This is a genomic window from Acinetobacter bereziniae, from assembly GCF_016576965.1.
Lineage (GTDB): Bacteria > Pseudomonadota > Gammaproteobacteria > Pseudomonadales > Moraxellaceae > Acinetobacter > Acinetobacter bereziniae.
Map to the genome: position 1 here is coordinate 3718463 of NZ_CP066119.1, position 14919 is coordinate 3733381.

Annotated in this window: 16 protein-coding genes and 3 pseudogenes; 11 read left to right on the forward strand and 8 right to left on the reverse strand. The window is 37.4% G+C overall.

From position 1 onward, the window contains the following. Window positions 1-13 precede the first annotated feature (13 nt). The gene (locus tag I9192_RS17325; protein ID WP_139421175.1) at window positions 14-829 is read right to left on the reverse strand and encodes a lysophospholipid acyltransferase family protein; all 816 of its coding nucleotides are present in this window, start codon (window positions 827-829) and stop codon (window positions 14-16) included. Between the two features lie 330 nt (window positions 830-1159). Here I9192_RS17325 and hflX point away from each other — a divergent pair, with 330 nt between their 5' ends. The 6 genes and pseudogenes from hflX to I9192_RS17355 form a co-directional block, all read left to right on the forward strand. Next, window positions 1160-2491, forward strand: coding sequence for a ribosome rescue GTPase HflX (gene hflX, locus I9192_RS17330; protein WP_005033432.1), 1332 nt, complete (start codon window positions 1160-1162; stop codon window positions 2489-2491). Window positions 2492-2534: 43 nt separating this feature from the next. Continuing rightward, entirely contained in the window at window positions 2535-2906 is a 372-nt protein-coding gene (locus I9192_RS17335) for a hypothetical protein (protein WP_004829835.1), read from the forward strand. Between the two features lie 9 nt (window positions 2907-2915). Next, window positions 2916-3584 carry an LrgB family protein gene (locus tag I9192_RS17340; RefSeq protein ID WP_004829838.1) on the forward strand — a complete coding sequence of 223 codons (669 nt, stop codon included), beginning with the start codon at window positions 2916-2918 and terminating at the stop codon, window positions 3582-3584. Window positions 3585-3676: 92 nt separating this feature from the next. Next, a complete protein-coding gene (locus I9192_RS17345) occupies window positions 3677-4120 on the forward strand; it encodes a DUF2147 domain-containing protein (RefSeq protein ID WP_005033434.1) in 444 nt (147 codons plus the stop codon). Between the two features lie 53 nt (window positions 4121-4173). Further along, complete coding sequence (locus tag I9192_RS17350) at window positions 4174-4620, forward strand: DUF2147 domain-containing protein (RefSeq protein ID WP_005033437.1); 447 nt, start codon at window positions 4174-4176, stop codon at window positions 4618-4620. A gap of 348 nt (window positions 4621-4968) precedes the next feature. Further along, a pseudogene (locus I9192_RS17355) lies at window positions 4969-5352 on the forward strand (ATP-grasp fold amidoligase family protein); the annotation flags it as partial. On the opposite strand, the pseudogene I9192_RS17360 reads toward I9192_RS17355, so the two are convergent. From I9192_RS17360 to I9192_RS17385, 6 genes and pseudogenes are all read right to left on the reverse strand, one after another. Continuing rightward, window positions 5345-5959: pseudogene (locus tag I9192_RS17360) on the reverse strand (transposase domain-containing protein); the annotation flags it as partial. The pseudogenes I9192_RS17355 and I9192_RS17360 overlap by 8 nt on opposite strands. Window positions 5960-6065: 106 nt before the next feature. Further along, a complete protein-coding gene (locus I9192_RS17365) occupies window positions 6066-6749 on the reverse strand; it encodes a DUF3800 domain-containing protein (protein WP_005033444.1) in 684 nt (227 codons plus the stop codon). Between the two features lie 862 nt (window positions 6750-7611). Next, the gene (locus I9192_RS17370; RefSeq protein ID WP_005033446.1) at window positions 7612-8460 is read right to left on the reverse strand and encodes a symmetrical bis(5'-nucleosyl)-tetraphosphatase; all 849 of its coding nucleotides are present in this window, start codon (window positions 8458-8460) and stop codon (window positions 7612-7614) included. A gap of 2 nt (window positions 8461-8462) precedes the next feature. After that, the gene (gene rsmA / locus I9192_RS17375) at window positions 8463-9275 is read right to left on the reverse strand and encodes a 16S rRNA (adenine(1518)-N(6)/adenine(1519)-N(6))-dimethyltransferase RsmA (protein ID WP_004829846.1); all 813 of its coding nucleotides are present in this window, start codon (window positions 9273-9275) and stop codon (window positions 8463-8465) included. Window positions 9276-9313: 38 nt separating this feature from the next. Then, window positions 9314-10285, reverse strand: coding sequence for a 4-hydroxythreonine-4-phosphate dehydrogenase PdxA (gene pdxA / locus I9192_RS17380; protein ID WP_005033449.1), 972 nt, complete (start codon window positions 10283-10285; stop codon window positions 9314-9316). A 574-nt stretch (window positions 10286-10859) separates the two neighbouring features. Next, complete coding sequence (locus I9192_RS17385) at window positions 10860-11270, reverse strand: hypothetical protein (RefSeq protein ID WP_005033453.1); 411 nt, start codon at window positions 11268-11270, stop codon at window positions 10860-10862. 247 nt (window positions 11271-11517) lie between these two features. On the opposite strand from I9192_RS17385, the gene rplM reads away from it, so the two are divergent. Next, window positions 11518-11946 (forward strand): 50S ribosomal protein L13, encoded by a 429-nt coding sequence (gene rplM / locus I9192_RS17390; RefSeq protein WP_004829852.1) that lies wholly within the window; start codon window positions 11518-11520, stop codon window positions 11944-11946. A 12-nt stretch (window positions 11947-11958) separates the two neighbouring features. After that, the gene (rpsI, locus tag I9192_RS17395; protein WP_004829853.1) at window positions 11959-12345 is read left to right on the forward strand and encodes a 30S ribosomal protein S9; all 387 of its coding nucleotides are present in this window, start codon (window positions 11959-11961) and stop codon (window positions 12343-12345) included. Window positions 12346-12532: 187 nt separating this feature from the next. On the opposite strand, the pseudogene I9192_RS17400 reads toward rpsI, so the two are convergent. Next, a pseudogene (locus tag I9192_RS17400) lies at window positions 12533-12850 on the reverse strand (hypothetical protein); the annotation flags it as partial. A 169-nt stretch (window positions 12851-13019) separates the two neighbouring features. Here I9192_RS17400 and I9192_RS17405 point away from each other — a divergent pair. Genes I9192_RS17405 through I9192_RS17415 form a run of 3 tightly spaced genes read left to right on the forward strand, consistent with a single transcriptional unit; the run spans window position 13020 to window position 14815 of the window. Further along, complete coding sequence (locus I9192_RS17405) at window positions 13020-13673, forward strand: glutathione S-transferase N-terminal domain-containing protein (RefSeq protein WP_004829857.1); 654 nt, start codon at window positions 13020-13022, stop codon at window positions 13671-13673. A gap of 26 nt (window positions 13674-13699) precedes the next feature. Beyond that, entirely contained in the window at window positions 13700-14140 is a 441-nt protein-coding gene (locus I9192_RS17410) for a ClpXP protease specificity-enhancing factor (protein WP_004829860.1), read from the forward strand. A 15-nt stretch (window positions 14141-14155) separates the two neighbouring features. Continuing rightward, entirely contained in the window at window positions 14156-14815 is a 660-nt protein-coding gene (locus tag I9192_RS17415; protein ID WP_005033456.1) for a hypothetical protein, read from the forward strand. Window positions 14816-14919: the final 104 nt, after the last annotated feature.

The window sequence follows — 14919 nt, forward strand, 5'->3', positions numbered from 1 at the left end:
AACCTGTTGAAAACTAGTCCATTGTAAGAACTTCTTTCTGTAAGTCTTCCAAACCTTTTTGCATCATTTCTTGGACTTGTTGAGTCAGCGTTTCAACAGTATGTCCTTCTGTAGAAATCGCGGGAAAGGTTTTTAAATGCGCCACTACTTTAGGCATTTCTAAAACGGCTTGTACATGCTCAACAAAACCAGTTTCACCAATAAATGGAACCACGTTATCTAATTTTCCATCTTGATTGACATAGCAAATTACACAGACTTGTACAGGCTTTTTAGCCTCAATGGCTGCGCCTAAAATACGCCCATGGACTTTCTTAACTTTTGATCCATCTGTGGTTGTTGCTTCTGGGAAAAACAATACAGGAATATCTTTACGTAAAAAATCTGCAATTTGTTCACGGATACGAACAGAGTCCCCAGAACCACGTTTAATAAATAAAGTACCACCACCTTTCGCAAGATTTCCAAAGACTGGCCAACTCTCGATTTCAGCCTTCGCCAAGAAAAATACGCGTGCGCCTGAGCCAAGAACAGCAATATCTAACCAAGAAATATGATTACTCACCCACAATGCAGGTTCACGTGGAATATCACCATGGACACGCACATCCACATTGAACACTTCGCTCAAACGGCGACAAAAATATTGAACGTAACGGGTATTTTTTGGATTATTTGGATCTTTATATAATTGATGGCGATAAACGAGATAAAAGCCTTCTGCAACAGCAGATGTACTTGATACTAATTTTTTACCATATAAAAAAACTTTAGATAAAGCACTTAAATTCGATGATTTTGACTTTTTGATTGCTTGTTGTTGAGTCATAGACATTCACTAAACAGAATATATTTCATATTAAACCACGGCTATTGTATACAAATCATATTCAACTTGCATTGACCTTAAATCGTTTTAGTAAAATTTAACTCACTACTGATGATTATAATCGGTGCTCTATCATTTTAAATAGATCAAATTTTTTCAAGAATATGATCTTTTTATAGCATCTGTTAAGCCCGTTCTTTTTCGGTTAAAACGGGCATCTCACTTATTGTTTGCAATTTTATTTCATTACACCAACACTCATTCAGGATTTACACTGCAATATCCTTTAGAATGAATTTTTATCCAAGCAATGGCTGAGTTGTATTATCTGTGGAATATGTTGATCAAAGTCAAGGTTGTGAAAAAACCATTCTAGTCACAGTAAATGTTCAAATCTTAGAAGATTTAGATCCAGAAGAATTTCGCTTGTTGGCAAAGTCTGCTGGGGCAGAGATTCTAGACCATTTAACCGTACAACGGATTAAACCTGATCCAAAATTCTTTATTGGTACAGGAAAAGCAGAAGAAATTGCTGAGCAAGTCGAGAATGATGAAATTGAATTGGTGATTTTTGACCAAGCCCTATCCCCTGCTCAGGAAAGAAATTTAGAACGCATTTTAAAATGCCGTGTTATTGATCGTACTGGTTTAATTTTGGATATTTTTGCACAACGTGCACGTACACATGAAGGTAAATTACAAGTTGAGTTGGCTCAGCTTGATCATTTGTCTTCTCGTTTAGTGCGTAGTCGAAGCAATTTAGATAGCCAAAAAGGAGGAATTGGTTTACGTGGACCTGGTGAAACATTACTTGAGACAGATCGCCGTTTATTACGTATTCGTATGGAGCAACTCAAAGATCGTCTAGAAAAAGTTCGTAAAACACGAGTTCAGGGGCGTGCAGCGCGTCAAAAGGCCAATATTCCAACCGTTTCCTTAGTGGGTTATACCAATGCAGGAAAATCAACACTGTTTAATATTTTGGCAAACAGTGATGTTTATGCAGCTGATCAGCTCTTTGCAACATTAGATCCAACATTGCGTCGTTTGGATTGGGATGGTATTGGCACATTGGTTCTTGCAGATACTGTTGGTTTTGTGCGCAATCTCGCTCATTCTTTAGTCGAATCTTTTAAAGCTACGCTAGAAGAAACCTTAGAGGCAACTTTGTTGCTACATGTGATCGATGCCAGTAGTCCAGACATGATGGAGCAAATCGATGCGGTTGAAACCGTATTAAAAGAAATTGGTGCTGATATTCCAACGCTTAGGGTGTATAACAAAATTGACCAAAGTCATGATGAAGCAAAAATCATCTATGCCAAACCTCATCAACCCGAGCGTGTTTATGTTTCAGCCCATACCAAACAAGGCTTAGACCTGCTTCGTAGAGCAGTGCATGAATGTTTAATGGGACAAATTCAAAAATTTGAACTGCGCTTAAAACCTGCTTATGGGAAACTCAAAAATCAGCTTTATGAATTGAATGTGATTGAATCCGAACATTATGATGATGACGGTCAACTCCTTTTGAGCATTGCCATTGCTCCGCATAAACTTGAGCAGCTCATTAAACAGGCACATTTACCGATTGATGAAATTCTTGGAGAGAAAGCCCAACAGTTTAAAAGACCATTAGAAGAGTTTGAAATAAAGCGCTAAATCGGTTAAAACGTGAAAGGTCAAATTTTATAAATAAACACACATGGATCAGTTAAAAGGTATCGATTGGCAAGCTTGGATCTTCACGTTAGGACTCATCATCTTTTTTCGTGAAGCTTCAGTATTTATCATGTCGCAATTTAATCACCCAGAACTGGGCAATTTAACAGGCTTATTAAGCTTATTGGTTGTTTTGGTTGTTTGGCGTAAATTCAAAAAAATTCCAGCGCGACTGGTCGATACCAACAATAAATTAATGAAAGAAAGTGGCTTTGCATTTCTGCCTATCTGTGCAGGCTCATTGATCATGTTGGTGAGCATGGGCAAAGAAATTCCATTATTTTTAGTGATTATGTTTGTTAGTACGCTGATTCCATTATGGATTTATGCAAAAATGGCAAAAAAGTGGTTATAGGAGAAACATATGTTAAGTGTACTGACTGGTTTTTTAATCACTTTAATTGCTTATCTTGCTGCAAAACCCATCAATAAGCGTTTTCCTCAAGTACCATTACTGGTGATAGGCATGTTTTTTGTCATTGGGATTTTAATGTTATTTAAAATTCCTTATGAAAAATACAATACCGATATGAATGGACTATTTAGTCACCTCTTGGGTTATGTCACTGTTGCTTTAGCGATTCCTCTGGCTGCAATGCGTTATGATGATTTACCGTTAAAATCTATCGTAGGTATTTTAGTCTTTGCCAGTATCAGTGCTGTCGCTTTACCCATGAGCTTGGCTTATTTATTACACATGTCTGAACCGACGATTATGGCTTTTGCAACACGTGCAGTAACGACGCCGATTGCGATCAATATTGCAACTTTATTGCACTCGCCAGTCACTTTAGTAATTTTGATCGTCATTTTATCAGGTGTAATTGGTGCTGCATTTTCATCGATTATTTTACGTAATATAAATGACGAACGCGCGTCAGGCTTAGCTTTGGGGCTAGCTGCACATGCAATTGGAACTGCGCAAGCATGGCAACGTGGCGCAGTTGCTGGGCGTTATGCAGCATTTGGTATGGCTGTAAATGCGGTCTTTACCGCAATCTGGTTGCCAACCTTTATACTGTTTCTTAAATAAGTGTGATTTATTTAACTTTTCACGTGATTGCACAGGGTAATTATTCAGCTTAATATGAACTATACTTCCCCATTTTGATAAGGAATCAAGAAATGAGGTTTAATAAGTTTATTTTAGGGACATTAATTTCCATTTTAAGCTGTAGCAGTATGGCAAAAGATATCACGGGTATCTGGAAAAATATTGATGATAAAACGGGTTCATCAAAAGCCATTCTTGAAATACGAAAAGAGTCTAACGGGACTTATACTGGTAAAATCATCAAGGTGACGCCACGACCAGGTTATACGCCAAAAGAAACCTGTGTAGATTGCCCCGAGCCTTATACCAATAAGCCTATTTTGGGTATGGATGTACTGAAAAATCTAAAACAAAGCAGTGATGAAGATTATGTGGGTGGCAAAATCATTGACCCATTGACAGGTAAAATCTATTCAATGAAAGCCAAACTCAGCCCAAATGGCAATCGTTTATTATTAAGAGGCTATGTCGGCGTTTCGGCACTTGGTCGTAGTCAAACTTGGATTCGTGAATAATTTAATTCGCGAATCTCTACTTCTTTTATTCAAACAACAAAGTAGGTATGCTGATGAAAAAAGGATTTTTCTGTTGTATGCTGTTTACTATCGTCAGCTGGACACATGCCGCTGATATTACTGGAACTTGGCGCACGGTGGATGACAAAACAGGTTATGTCCGTGCTTATATTCAAATTGAAAAACAAAAAGACGATACTTATGCTGGAAAAATCATTAAAGATTTTCCTGCTCCTGGTGAAGTGCCCTTAACCCAATGTCATAACTGCCCTGCTCCATTTACCAATAAGCCAATTATAGGATTGACCATTTTGCAAAAAATGAAAGTTGATCCTAAAGACCCCAACAATTATATCGGCGGTGAAGTTCTCGATCCTCGTGGAGGCAAAATTTATCATGGTAAAGCACGCCTAAATGCTAGTGGTAACCGACTTACGCTACGTGGCTATATTGGAATATCAATGATTGGTCGCAGTCAAACATGGATTAGAATGGAATAATTATCCTTTCAAGCTCAATTCAATGTGCTAATAAATAATGAGCTACTCATTGGATTTAAACCCCAAACAGTCACCTATTTCAGCTCAGCAGGACTAAAGTCCTGCTTTGTGTATAACGCAAATTGAGACAGCATCTCGTTAAAATCACTTAATCTGTAAACATAAAACACGGCATCATACATATTTGCCATCATCAAATAGCTAAAGCTGATCTCTTTTATCCATCATTTACATGTTTAATTTCCCGATAAAACCTGTTTTATAAAATTCAACTCTACGCAAATTTTTAAAGGAATATTAAGCTTTGGCTATTTATATATGCACCATGTCCAACATGGTTGCATCGATATGTATAACCATCTCACCTATCTCGCAAAAATCATCAGAACTTATTTTGTTCCAGATAAAACCTACCTAAGCAAAAGATTCGTACAAAAATTAGGATATCTTCCGAACTTGTATCATCCACAAAGTTTCAATGAAAAAGTAACTTCGAGGATGATTTTTGAGCGAAATTCTCTTTATACCGCACTGGCTGACAAACTTACGGTTAGACAATTGATTGAAGATAAGATTTGCATTTCACATGTGGTACCACTGCTTGGTGTACATCATTGTTTTAATGAAATTAACTTTGATCAGTTGCCTGAAAAATTTGTCTTAAAATGCAATCATGACAGTGGTAGTGCCTTGGTTTGTAAAGATAAAAATCAATTCGATTTTAAAAAAGCCGAGCGCAACCAGATGGAACCAATAACTGATGAGCCAGTGTGAGTTCTCCCTGATCCATACTGCCAAGTTTGGCGTCAATAATTTCATGAGTATTGGTGTTAACCAAACATGTTGCTCTTACTTGTGGATAGGGTGCAATAGCTGTTTTACCTTTGGATGAACCGAAGTGTTTAAAGTTTTCATCTGTAAGAGGCATTGACCAGACTACACCATCAACAGCACATATCTGAAGTCCATGAAAATCTGGATACTGTTGTTGTGCATCCTTAAACCAAGCCTGACTTAAGATTGAAAATAAAACACTCAGGGGTTCCAAACCTAGACGTTGTCTGGCTTGTACAGATGCGCTAGGAGCACAATAGTCAGTTGTTCCAAACACAAGTTGTAATTGTTGTACGACATACCAAATGGGTTGATCACGAAATAAGGCAAGTCCAATCACCAGCCAAACCACATGCTCAGCAGGTAATTTTCTTTTTCGAATAGATGCTTTCCCTGTCTGTTGCAGGCTCTGTTCAATCCAGTTTAAATCGATCAACTCACTAAAATGAGCTAATGTTAAAGAAGATTGTTGTGAAGTAAGTTCTAGATTTTGAGATAAAGTCATAAAAAAATGAGCATATTTATATACACTCATTTTTACCGCATTTTAACTTTTTTGTCTTAACTGATCAGCATTCCACTCTGGTGAGTGGGTTTGGTTTCTTGTATGCCTACTTTATTTCAAGTGGAAAGAATAACTTGTGGTTTGTTACTCTCGCACCAGCCATAAACATTCTGGCTTTAGAGTCCCTAAACTCATATGCTGACCAAACCAATCCAGCATAAAAGTCTATGAACTGCAACTCCAAGCATTTTGAACTATCCATAGGTGACACATTACAAGATTGATTTTCCACATAATGTTCAATAGATTGCTCTAAAATCATTTGGTTTAAATACTCACCCATATTCCATTTTGTATTGACTTTTTCACTACGTCTATCAGGCATGAAATCTACGAATTTTGATTCACATATTGGTTTTAATAACAAACACTTAATCATGTAGTTATACAAAACGTTTGGGTCTTTCTTCATTTTTGAATTTACATACTCTTTATGAACCGTAATTGATCTCAATTGGATATCTTTGTGTTCTGAGAGCAGCTTTGCCACCAGTCTTAGAAAAAGTTCTTTATCTGCTGTATTTAAATCAACAGACTTCAATTCATTACTAAGCGGTCTATTTCTCTTTTTGTATAATGCTCGTACGATACGTTGAATATATTTAGATTTTTCTTCAGGCATACAAATAGCAGCTAAGGTTAGCATTCTGCTTGACCCACCTTTTTGATAAGGATCATGCATATTCCAGCCTAAATCACCACTCTCATCCAAATATATAAATGTTCGCATAAATAATTTATTATCAAGTATTAAAAAAGCCTCTAAATAATTTTAGAGGCTCTAGAATTCAGGTGCGGCACCTAGAGGCAACTTACTTACAGTAAGTTTACGATTATCGCAGGATTTATCGTACCTCGGTCTAGGCGTGGATTATTTATACCGCGCTGCGACTACATGCTTATAATACCCATTAAACATGGCATAGGTCAACATCTATGGTATCAGTAAGAATTCTTTTGTTAATAGCTATTATATTACTAAAAAATCTCAACTACCCATATAAAATATTGTTTTATATATAAAATTCAATTAACTTTACTCTAAAACAGTATTCAATAGTTACAACTTAATAACTATCCAAAACGGCATAAGTAAATGTCTATTGTATCACTAAAAAAATCCTAAATTAGTTATTTTTGGTACTAAGTTGCTCTCAAAAAAACCTCCCGAGAGGGATAACGCTTATCACAGATCCACCAAACGAGCGGTGAGCTCTGGAAAAATTTGAGCAACCACGATGATACTGTCACGTTTACCTTGTTCACCTGTGAACTCAAATACATTTGTAAATTTATTAGGACTTAGTTTTAATTCTAATTCTTGCGCCCATGCTTTTGCATCTCTCAGAGTTGTAAAGGTTTGGTACTGTGACGAATGAGGCTTAATGCCAACAGTAGCGGTTATACTTTTTTTCTTTTTTAATATGTTCCCATTCTAATTTCAACCTTGTCGCACTTAATTTCTAAATTCATTGTATTTTAAATCAAATGGATTTTTAAATTAAAATCTAAGTTGTTGTTATTTACATATTATCTTAAAATCAGATAAACCATACTTAAAAATAAAGCCACTGGATGTGGCTTTATTCAGATCACATCACTGGATTATCAACTTTAAAAATTTCTTTATCTTCTAGTCGATATGCAATCAATTGATGCCCCCATACACAGCCACCATCCACATTTTGAATTTGTGAACTGATGCTTTTACCTTGCAAAGCAGCCCAATGTCCAAAAATAATCTGATGCGTTTGAGCAGTCTTTGATTCAAACTCAAACCAAGGCTGAAATCCTTCAGGCATCGGTTCATCCAGCGCATCTTTAAAACTAAACTCTAAACGACCTTGAGCATCGGTTAAACGCATACGGGTAAGATAATTGGTAATACAGCGTCGTCGTGCATTGCCCTGTAAATTATCTTCCCACAATGCAGGTTCAGCACCATACATCTCTTTTAGAAATGAATCGAGTACGTCAAAATCATCATCCGCCAATACAGTTTCGACTTCTTTTGCCAAAACAGCAGTTTGTTCTGCATCCCAAATATTGGGAATACCAGCATGCGTCAAAATAGTCTGAGGGTTTGGAAAAAGACACAAAGGCTGCTTACGTAACCAGTCAATCAACTCATCACTTTCCAAAGCGTGAATGACATCATCAATATGATCTTTGTCTTTAAGTTTTTTGATCCCACGAGCAACTGCCAGTAAATTTAAATCATGGTTCCCCAACACTGTTGCAGCGCAGCCTCGCTCGCATAGTTTTTTAATAAAGCGTAATGCACCTACTGAGTTTTCACCACGCGCAACCAAATCACCTGCAAACCAAATGTAATCTTGATCAGCATCAAACTGTATTGCTTTCAATAATGCTTTCAGTGCTTCAAAACAACCTTGTACATCACCAATCACATAATTAAATCTGACATTTTCTCGTGACATTTTTAAGCCACCATCTGATCTGACAATGCTACAAACTGAGCCAGACTCAATGTTTCTGGGCGCGCCATTGGATCAACACCTGCCCGCTCAAAACCATCTTCAACCAACATCCCTTTTAAACTGTTACGTAAAGTTTTTCGACGTTGGGTAAATACATGCGAAACCAAACGTGCCAATGCTTTTTCATTTTTGGCGATTATTGGCTTAGTTGCATAAGGCTCTAAACGAAAGACTGCAGATGTTACTTTTGGTGGTGGATTAAAAGAGCCAGGCGGTACTTCAAATAAAAAGGTAGGTTTGCAATAATATTGGATCATCACAGACAAACGACCATATTCTTTGGTATTTGGTTCCGCTGTAATACGATCTACGACTTCTTTTTGCAACATGAAGTGCATATCTTTGACTTTATCGCCAAACTCTAAAAGATGGAAAAGCAAAGGGGTCGAAATATTATATGGCAAATTTCCAACCACACGTAATGGGCGATCTTGTTGAAACAGCTCAGAAAAGTCATATTTTAATGCATCTGTTTCAATGATTGTTAAACGCTCAGGATGTGGGACACGACCAGGTAAACCTGCTGCCAAATCACGGTCTAACTCAACCACAGTTAAAGCATCACATTCACCAATCAAAGGTGAAGTTAGTGCCGCAAGACCTGGACCAATTTCAACAATATTGTCACCTGTGCGTGGTGCAACAGAACGCACAATTTTTGCAATTACACGTTGGTCATGTAAAAAGTTTTGACCAAAACGCTTTCGCGTATGATGCCCTTCATCTTTTGGGTTTAAGGCATTAATTTGATACATAAAAAATTTCCAACGCGGTATATAAGTTTGTTTACCAATTAATTTGATCGGGCAAGGTCAAGTGCCAAATCAACTGCGACATGTAAACTTGAACTCTTTGCAAGCCCAGTACCCGCAAGATGTAATGCAGTACCATGATCGACAGATGTACGAATAAAAGGTAAACCTAAAGTAATATTGATGGCTTCACCAAACCCCTGTGATTTTAACACAGGTAAACCTTGATCGTGATACATCGCTAAAACTGCATCCGCATTTTTTAAATTATCTGGCGTAAACAAAGTATCTGCGGGCATACTTAAACTGAGCTGTATACCTTGTGCACGATAGCTTTCAAGTACTGGATTAATCGTATCGATTTCTTCATGCCCTAAATACCCACCTTCTCCTGCATGAGGATTTAGTCCACAGACCAGAATGCGCGGCTGACTAATTTTGAATTTTGTTTTTAAATCATGAATCAGAATATCGATAATTTGATGTAGGCGTTCTTTAGTGATGGCGTCAGCAACGTCGCGCAGTGGAAGATGCGTGGTGACCAATGCTACTCTCAGAGTTTTGGTAGCAAGCATCATCACCACACGATCTACACCTGCATACTCTTGATAATATTCAGTATGCCCACTGAAATATATTCCAGCATCATTAATAATTGACTTTTGGACAGGTCCTGTTGCCACACCAACACTTGAGCCTTGCATTGCGTAATAAGCCGTTCGGCGTAATTGTTCGATCACATAGGCTGAGTTTTGTGGATTAAGTTCCCCTAAGACAACATCCTCATTTAAAGGAACATGCTCGACGTAAAGCTGACCTTCTGCCAAACCCTGCTTTTGTCCTTGATACTCGATCAACTGAATCGTTTTATTTAAAATTTTGGCACGATCTCTCAGCATATTGATATCAGCCAATACCACTACTGGACGATCATCAACACGATCTGCCAAATCCAAACTAATATCTGGTCCAATGCCAGCAGGCTCACCGCTGGTTATATATAAAGGAAGCATCGAGAACTCTTTTAAACAGACGTTGCATTGATAGTATACATCGGTTCCAAATCATCATTTCCTATTCAAGTTAATTTTTGCATCAATTTGACTGAAAATGTATAAACTTAAACTAAAAACTATTGCAAGACGACCCACAAAATCCATGACAATTGTTATTCACAAGTGCATGCTGAATATTTGAATTTAAAAATAAAAGTAACTTTTAAAAAAATTCAACCCAAGCATAAACCTAAATTAAAAATCATGATACATCTATATCAATTGTAAAGAAAAAATGCGATAAAACACACATAAACCACAATACTAACAGTCTTTAACGCTTGTGTATAAATCCCATACAAATGCTGAAAAAACGGATAAAAGTTAACATTTGAGTGCAAAAATAAATGCTATTGATTCAATTATCCGAATAAAAAACGATTTATTCCAATCTATTAAAACTGACTTAACTCACTTAAACATCACTTAACTTTTCCACTTATTTTGATACTTAATTAAATTTTTAAAAAAAATATTGATCAATCCTGCCATTGATACACACGGGTATTTCAAAATCCAAAAGTCGGTTTGATTATTGCTCAAATTCTGCATTCTCACAGCTATTCAGGTCAATGTGTTGATCAAAAATAATTCTAACGTGATGATCGGGTTCAACTTTTCCGTACACAGTATATTCCACAGCTTGATGATCTCGACGATTTTTCAACTCAATTACCACATCTATTTCTTGACCGATCTCAATATTTTGTGTTTGAACCAATATTCCAACAGGCTCACAAGGAAAAGCATCATCGATTTCCTGAGTAAAATCAGCAGTCATCCACTTCACATCGAGAATCGTATCTAATTCCTCATGCTGTTTTTCTGGAGGTTTAGCCAACACATGCGCTTTATCTTGCCAAACGGTCTGAGCAGAACTTCGGATAAAATTCCCGGCTCCCCACAGGAGTAATAGCAATATTATTGAACTTATTATTTTCATTTTGCCTTGTGTTTTTCTTGATTTAAGTGCTAATTATTGATCAATTTCTTTATAATTCCAATCACAAAATATACTTCAGTATTCAAGGTATAAAGAAGCTTTGCTTTTTTTAACAACACTCAATATAATAATGCGCTTGAAATTCAATATTTCGATTGTGAATCTATCTCATTTCAGCTAGAATTTGCTCTCCTTTTTGTTTGGACAGATTCCATAGTCCAAACCAACTATAATAGGTAGTGGTTTAATGAAAACTCTCAGCGCTAAGCCTGCTGAAGTTCAACACGACTGGTACGTTGTTGATGCTTCTGGCAAAACTTTAGGTCGCCTTGCGACTGAAATCGCTCGTCGTTTACGCGGTAAACACAAAACTTCTTATACGCCTCACGTTGACACTGGTGACTACATCGTTGTGATCAATGCAGAGCAAGTTCAAGTGACTGGTAACAAATCACTTGATAAGAAATACTATCGCCACACTGGTTTCCCTGGTGGTATTCGTGAAACTAATTTCGAAAAATTAGTTGCTCACAAACCAGAAGAAATCTTCGAACGTGCTGTAAAAGGCATGTTGCCAAAAGGTCCTCTTGGTTATGCAATGATCAAGAAAATGAAAGTGTACGCTGGTACTGAGCATCCTCATACTGCTCAACAGCCACAAGTTTTGGACATCTAAGGGATACAGCACATGGCTACTAACTATGGTACAGGTCGCCGTAAGACCGCAACTGCACGTGTTTTCCTATCAGCTGGTACTGGTAAACTCGTAATCAATAATCGTACTCTTGAACAGTACTTCGGTCGTGAAACTGCTCGTATGGTTGTTCGTCAACCGCTTGAGCTTTTAGACGTAACTGAAAAGTATGACCTTTACATCACTGTTGCTGGTGGTGGTATCGGTGGTCAAGCTGGCGCTATCCGTCACGGTATTACTCGTGCGTTGATCGCTTCTGACGAAACTTTAAAACCTGCTCTTCGTCAAGCTGGTTTCGTTACTCGTGATGCTCGTGAAGTTGAACGTAAGAAACTTGGTTTACGTAAAGCACGTAAACGTCCTCAATTCTCTAAACGTTAATTCGTTTACCGAATCGGACAAAAAACCTCGGCATTTGCCGAGGTTTTTTTATGGATTAAAACTATTCGAAGTTTCAAAGTTATTTTGTTTTATCTCGTTTAGAACAGTCCATGACAGCATCGGCAATCCCGTCGGCATATTTTGATTCTGTGATCGTACAGCCATTTTCCTGATAAGTTCGAGTTTCCTTAGAAAACTTATGGTCTTTCGGAATTGGTGCATCACATGGCTTATTGGTCTTTACATTGACCATTTTTACAGGTCCATCATTGTAAATCGTGACCTTACAACCCTTAACAACATACTCCTGTTCGATTCCACCGTACCTTTCATCCTCTGAAACAGCAGATGCAACATCACAAGCATCATCAGCACGACATGCGGCTTCTTCGTCACTAGCCACAGTAGCTTCAGCTCCGGCAGCTTCCATAGCTTCAGCAGCCGCTTCCTGCACTTGAGCATCTACAATTTGTTTCTTTGCATATGTATTTGAAAGATTCATCATAAGAAAAACAGCAAGAAGCAACTTACTGCTATTATTTATTAAATTCATGAATGACCCAGACCTTATATTGATTTAAATTCAGCGCATACCGTAAGCTTATTAAAGTTAAGGTGATTTTATTGCCTATTTTTAGTATCCTAGTCTATTCATTTTTTCTAGTTTTTGGAATATGTCAGTCGAAAATGCGCCTCAACAAGGGATTACGTTGTATAGCCACGAGGATGACTTTCGTTCACATTGGATCAGATTTCTGCTTGCAGAAAAGCAAATTAAACACACTTTAATAATCGTTGAAGAAGATGATGAAGACTTAGCAAGCCTTAATCCATACAATCAACTGCCAATGTTGATTGAAAACGATTTGAAATTGTTTAAAACCCATATCATTTCTGAATACCTAGATGACCGTTATCGGCAAAATAAACTGTATGCCGATGCACCTGCCCCACGCGCAGAACAAAGACAGTATATTTGGCGTTTTGAGCAAGATTGGTTTAAGCTTGCAGACACCATGCTCCGCCACCCAGATACGCTCAACGCAGCAGAAAAGAAAAAAGCTCAGCAACAACTGAAAGATACTTTAGTATCTTTAACACCACTTTTTCAGCACTATCCGTATTTTATGTCTGATAACTTTACAATTTTAGATTGTATGTTAGCCCCAATTTTCGTACGGTTAAAACATATGGGAATTGAGCTGCCTAAACAGCAATGCCGTCCAATTTTACTATATTGCCAACGGATTTTTAGCCGACCCGCTTTTTTGAAGTCGATGACCTTTCAAGAAAAAAGCCGATATAGTGAACTTTTGGCAAAACCCTAGATCGCAAAACAATAGAGTATTTTCTAATGTCTGAACCAGAATTGAACTTAACCCCGACTCGACCATACCTTGCACGTGCAATATATGAATGGATTTGCGATAACAATTTAACCCCTTATCTACTTGTTGATGCGACGCAACCTTATACCGATGTTCCGCAACAATTTGTACAAGATGGGCAAATTGTTCTTAATCTGGCACCACATTCAGTTCATATGTTAAATATGAGTAACGATGCAATTACTTTCTCTGCGCGTTTTAGTGGCGCATCGAAAGATCTTTATATCCCAATGAATGCGGTATTAGGACTGTATGCGCGTGAAAATGGACAAGGTTTATTCTTTGATCCTGACGAATATGCCAATGTGCAAATCGAAGAAGATGCTTTAAAATCAAACAAAAGCGATGAAACAGAAATCACGACTGATGCGCCAAAGAAAAAATCGAGCTTACGCATTTTAGAATAGAACAAGGAGAACTGAATGGCTTTTGATCTCGTACAATACTTTGCTGAGCAGATAAAGATTCAAAAGCCTCAGCTATTATCACAACTACAAGCTGTTGAACGAACTGCACATATTGAAGAAATCAATGCGCTCACTTTAGGTAAAATTATTAGCCTGTGGCGTAAGGATGATGATGCACTTTATCAGGAGATTCTTTCGCAAGATCATCTATATAGTCAAGAAATTGCACGGCATCTCACCACATCACCACAGAACAAATCTGATTTAGAGCAAACAATACTTGAATCAGCAACAACTGAAATCCTTGAACTACAATTTGCTGAATTAAAACAGTTAGACACTGCAGGAAGTTTGGGAAAAAGAGGTTTAAGAGAACTGGTGATTGGGCAAATTGAACATTTATCTGGTCAAGCAAAAGATTGGGTTTGGTCAACAAATGAACTAACCGAACTGATTGGCTCTCAACCTACAGTGCAAGAAGAGATATCATTAGATGAAACCATGAAGGAGTTTAATCAAATGGTCAATGTTCAAACTACAGATACGCATGCAGACCACCCAGAAGTTACTGTTGTTGAAACAGTTCAACCAACTTGGGCAAAAGTTGCTGAACCTGTAGTCGCACTTGTTGTGCTCTATATTCTTTTTGAAGCTGTCAGCAAAGTTTTTGCTTAAATGTTACTGATAATCTAAATTTATTAAAAGCGATCTAAATGATCGCTTTTTTTCATGCAAAAAATATTTAAGTTTATTTAATTATTACAAGTGATAAATATCAC

Excerpts from the sequence above, each read along its gene's own strand:
- I9192_RS17410 (WP_004829860.1), top strand. The coding sequence starts at position 13,700 with ATGTCTGAACCAGAATTGAACTTAACCCCGACTCGACCATACCTTGCA.
- I9192_RS17325 (WP_139421175.1), bottom strand. The coding sequence starts at position 829 with ATGACTCAACAACAAGCAATCAAAAAGTCAAAATCATCGAATTTAAGT.
- I9192_RS17385 (WP_005033453.1), bottom strand. The coding sequence starts at position 11,270 with ATGAAAATAATAAGTTCAATAATATTGCTATTACTCCTGTGGGGAGCC.
- pdxA (WP_005033449.1), bottom strand. The coding sequence starts at position 10,285 with ATGCTTCCTTTATATATAACCAGCGGTGAGCCTGCTGGCATTGGACCA.
- I9192_RS17350 (WP_005033437.1), top strand. The coding sequence starts at position 4,174 with ATGAAAAAAGGATTTTTCTGTTGTATGCTGTTTACTATCGTCAGCTGG.
- I9192_RS17405 (WP_004829857.1), top strand. The coding sequence starts at position 13,020 with ATGTCAGTCGAAAATGCGCCTCAACAAGGGATTACGTTGTATAGCCAC.
- I9192_RS17415 (WP_005033456.1), top strand. The coding sequence starts at position 14,156 with ATGGCTTTTGATCTCGTACAATACTTTGCTGAGCAGATAAAGATTCAA.
- I9192_RS17345 (WP_005033434.1), top strand. The coding sequence starts at position 3,677 with ATGAGGTTTAATAAGTTTATTTTAGGGACATTAATTTCCATTTTAAGC.
- rsmA (WP_004829846.1), bottom strand. The coding sequence starts at position 9,275 with ATGTATCAAATTAATGCCTTAAACCCAAAAGATGAAGGGCATCATACG.
- rplM (WP_004829852.1), top strand. The coding sequence starts at position 11,518 with ATGAAAACTCTCAGCGCTAAGCCTGCTGAAGTTCAACACGACTGGTAC.
- rpsI (WP_004829853.1), top strand. The coding sequence starts at position 11,959 with ATGGCTACTAACTATGGTACAGGTCGCCGTAAGACCGCAACTGCACGT.
- I9192_RS17370 (WP_005033446.1), bottom strand. The coding sequence starts at position 8,460 with ATGTCACGAGAAAATGTCAGATTTAATTATGTGATTGGTGATGTACAA.
- I9192_RS17335 (WP_004829835.1), top strand. The coding sequence starts at position 2,535 with ATGGATCAGTTAAAAGGTATCGATTGGCAAGCTTGGATCTTCACGTTA.
- I9192_RS17340 (WP_004829838.1), top strand. The coding sequence starts at position 2,916 with ATGTTAAGTGTACTGACTGGTTTTTTAATCACTTTAATTGCTTATCTT.
- I9192_RS17365 (WP_005033444.1), bottom strand. The coding sequence starts at position 6,749 with ATGCGAACATTTATATATTTGGATGAGAGTGGTGATTTAGGCTGGAAT.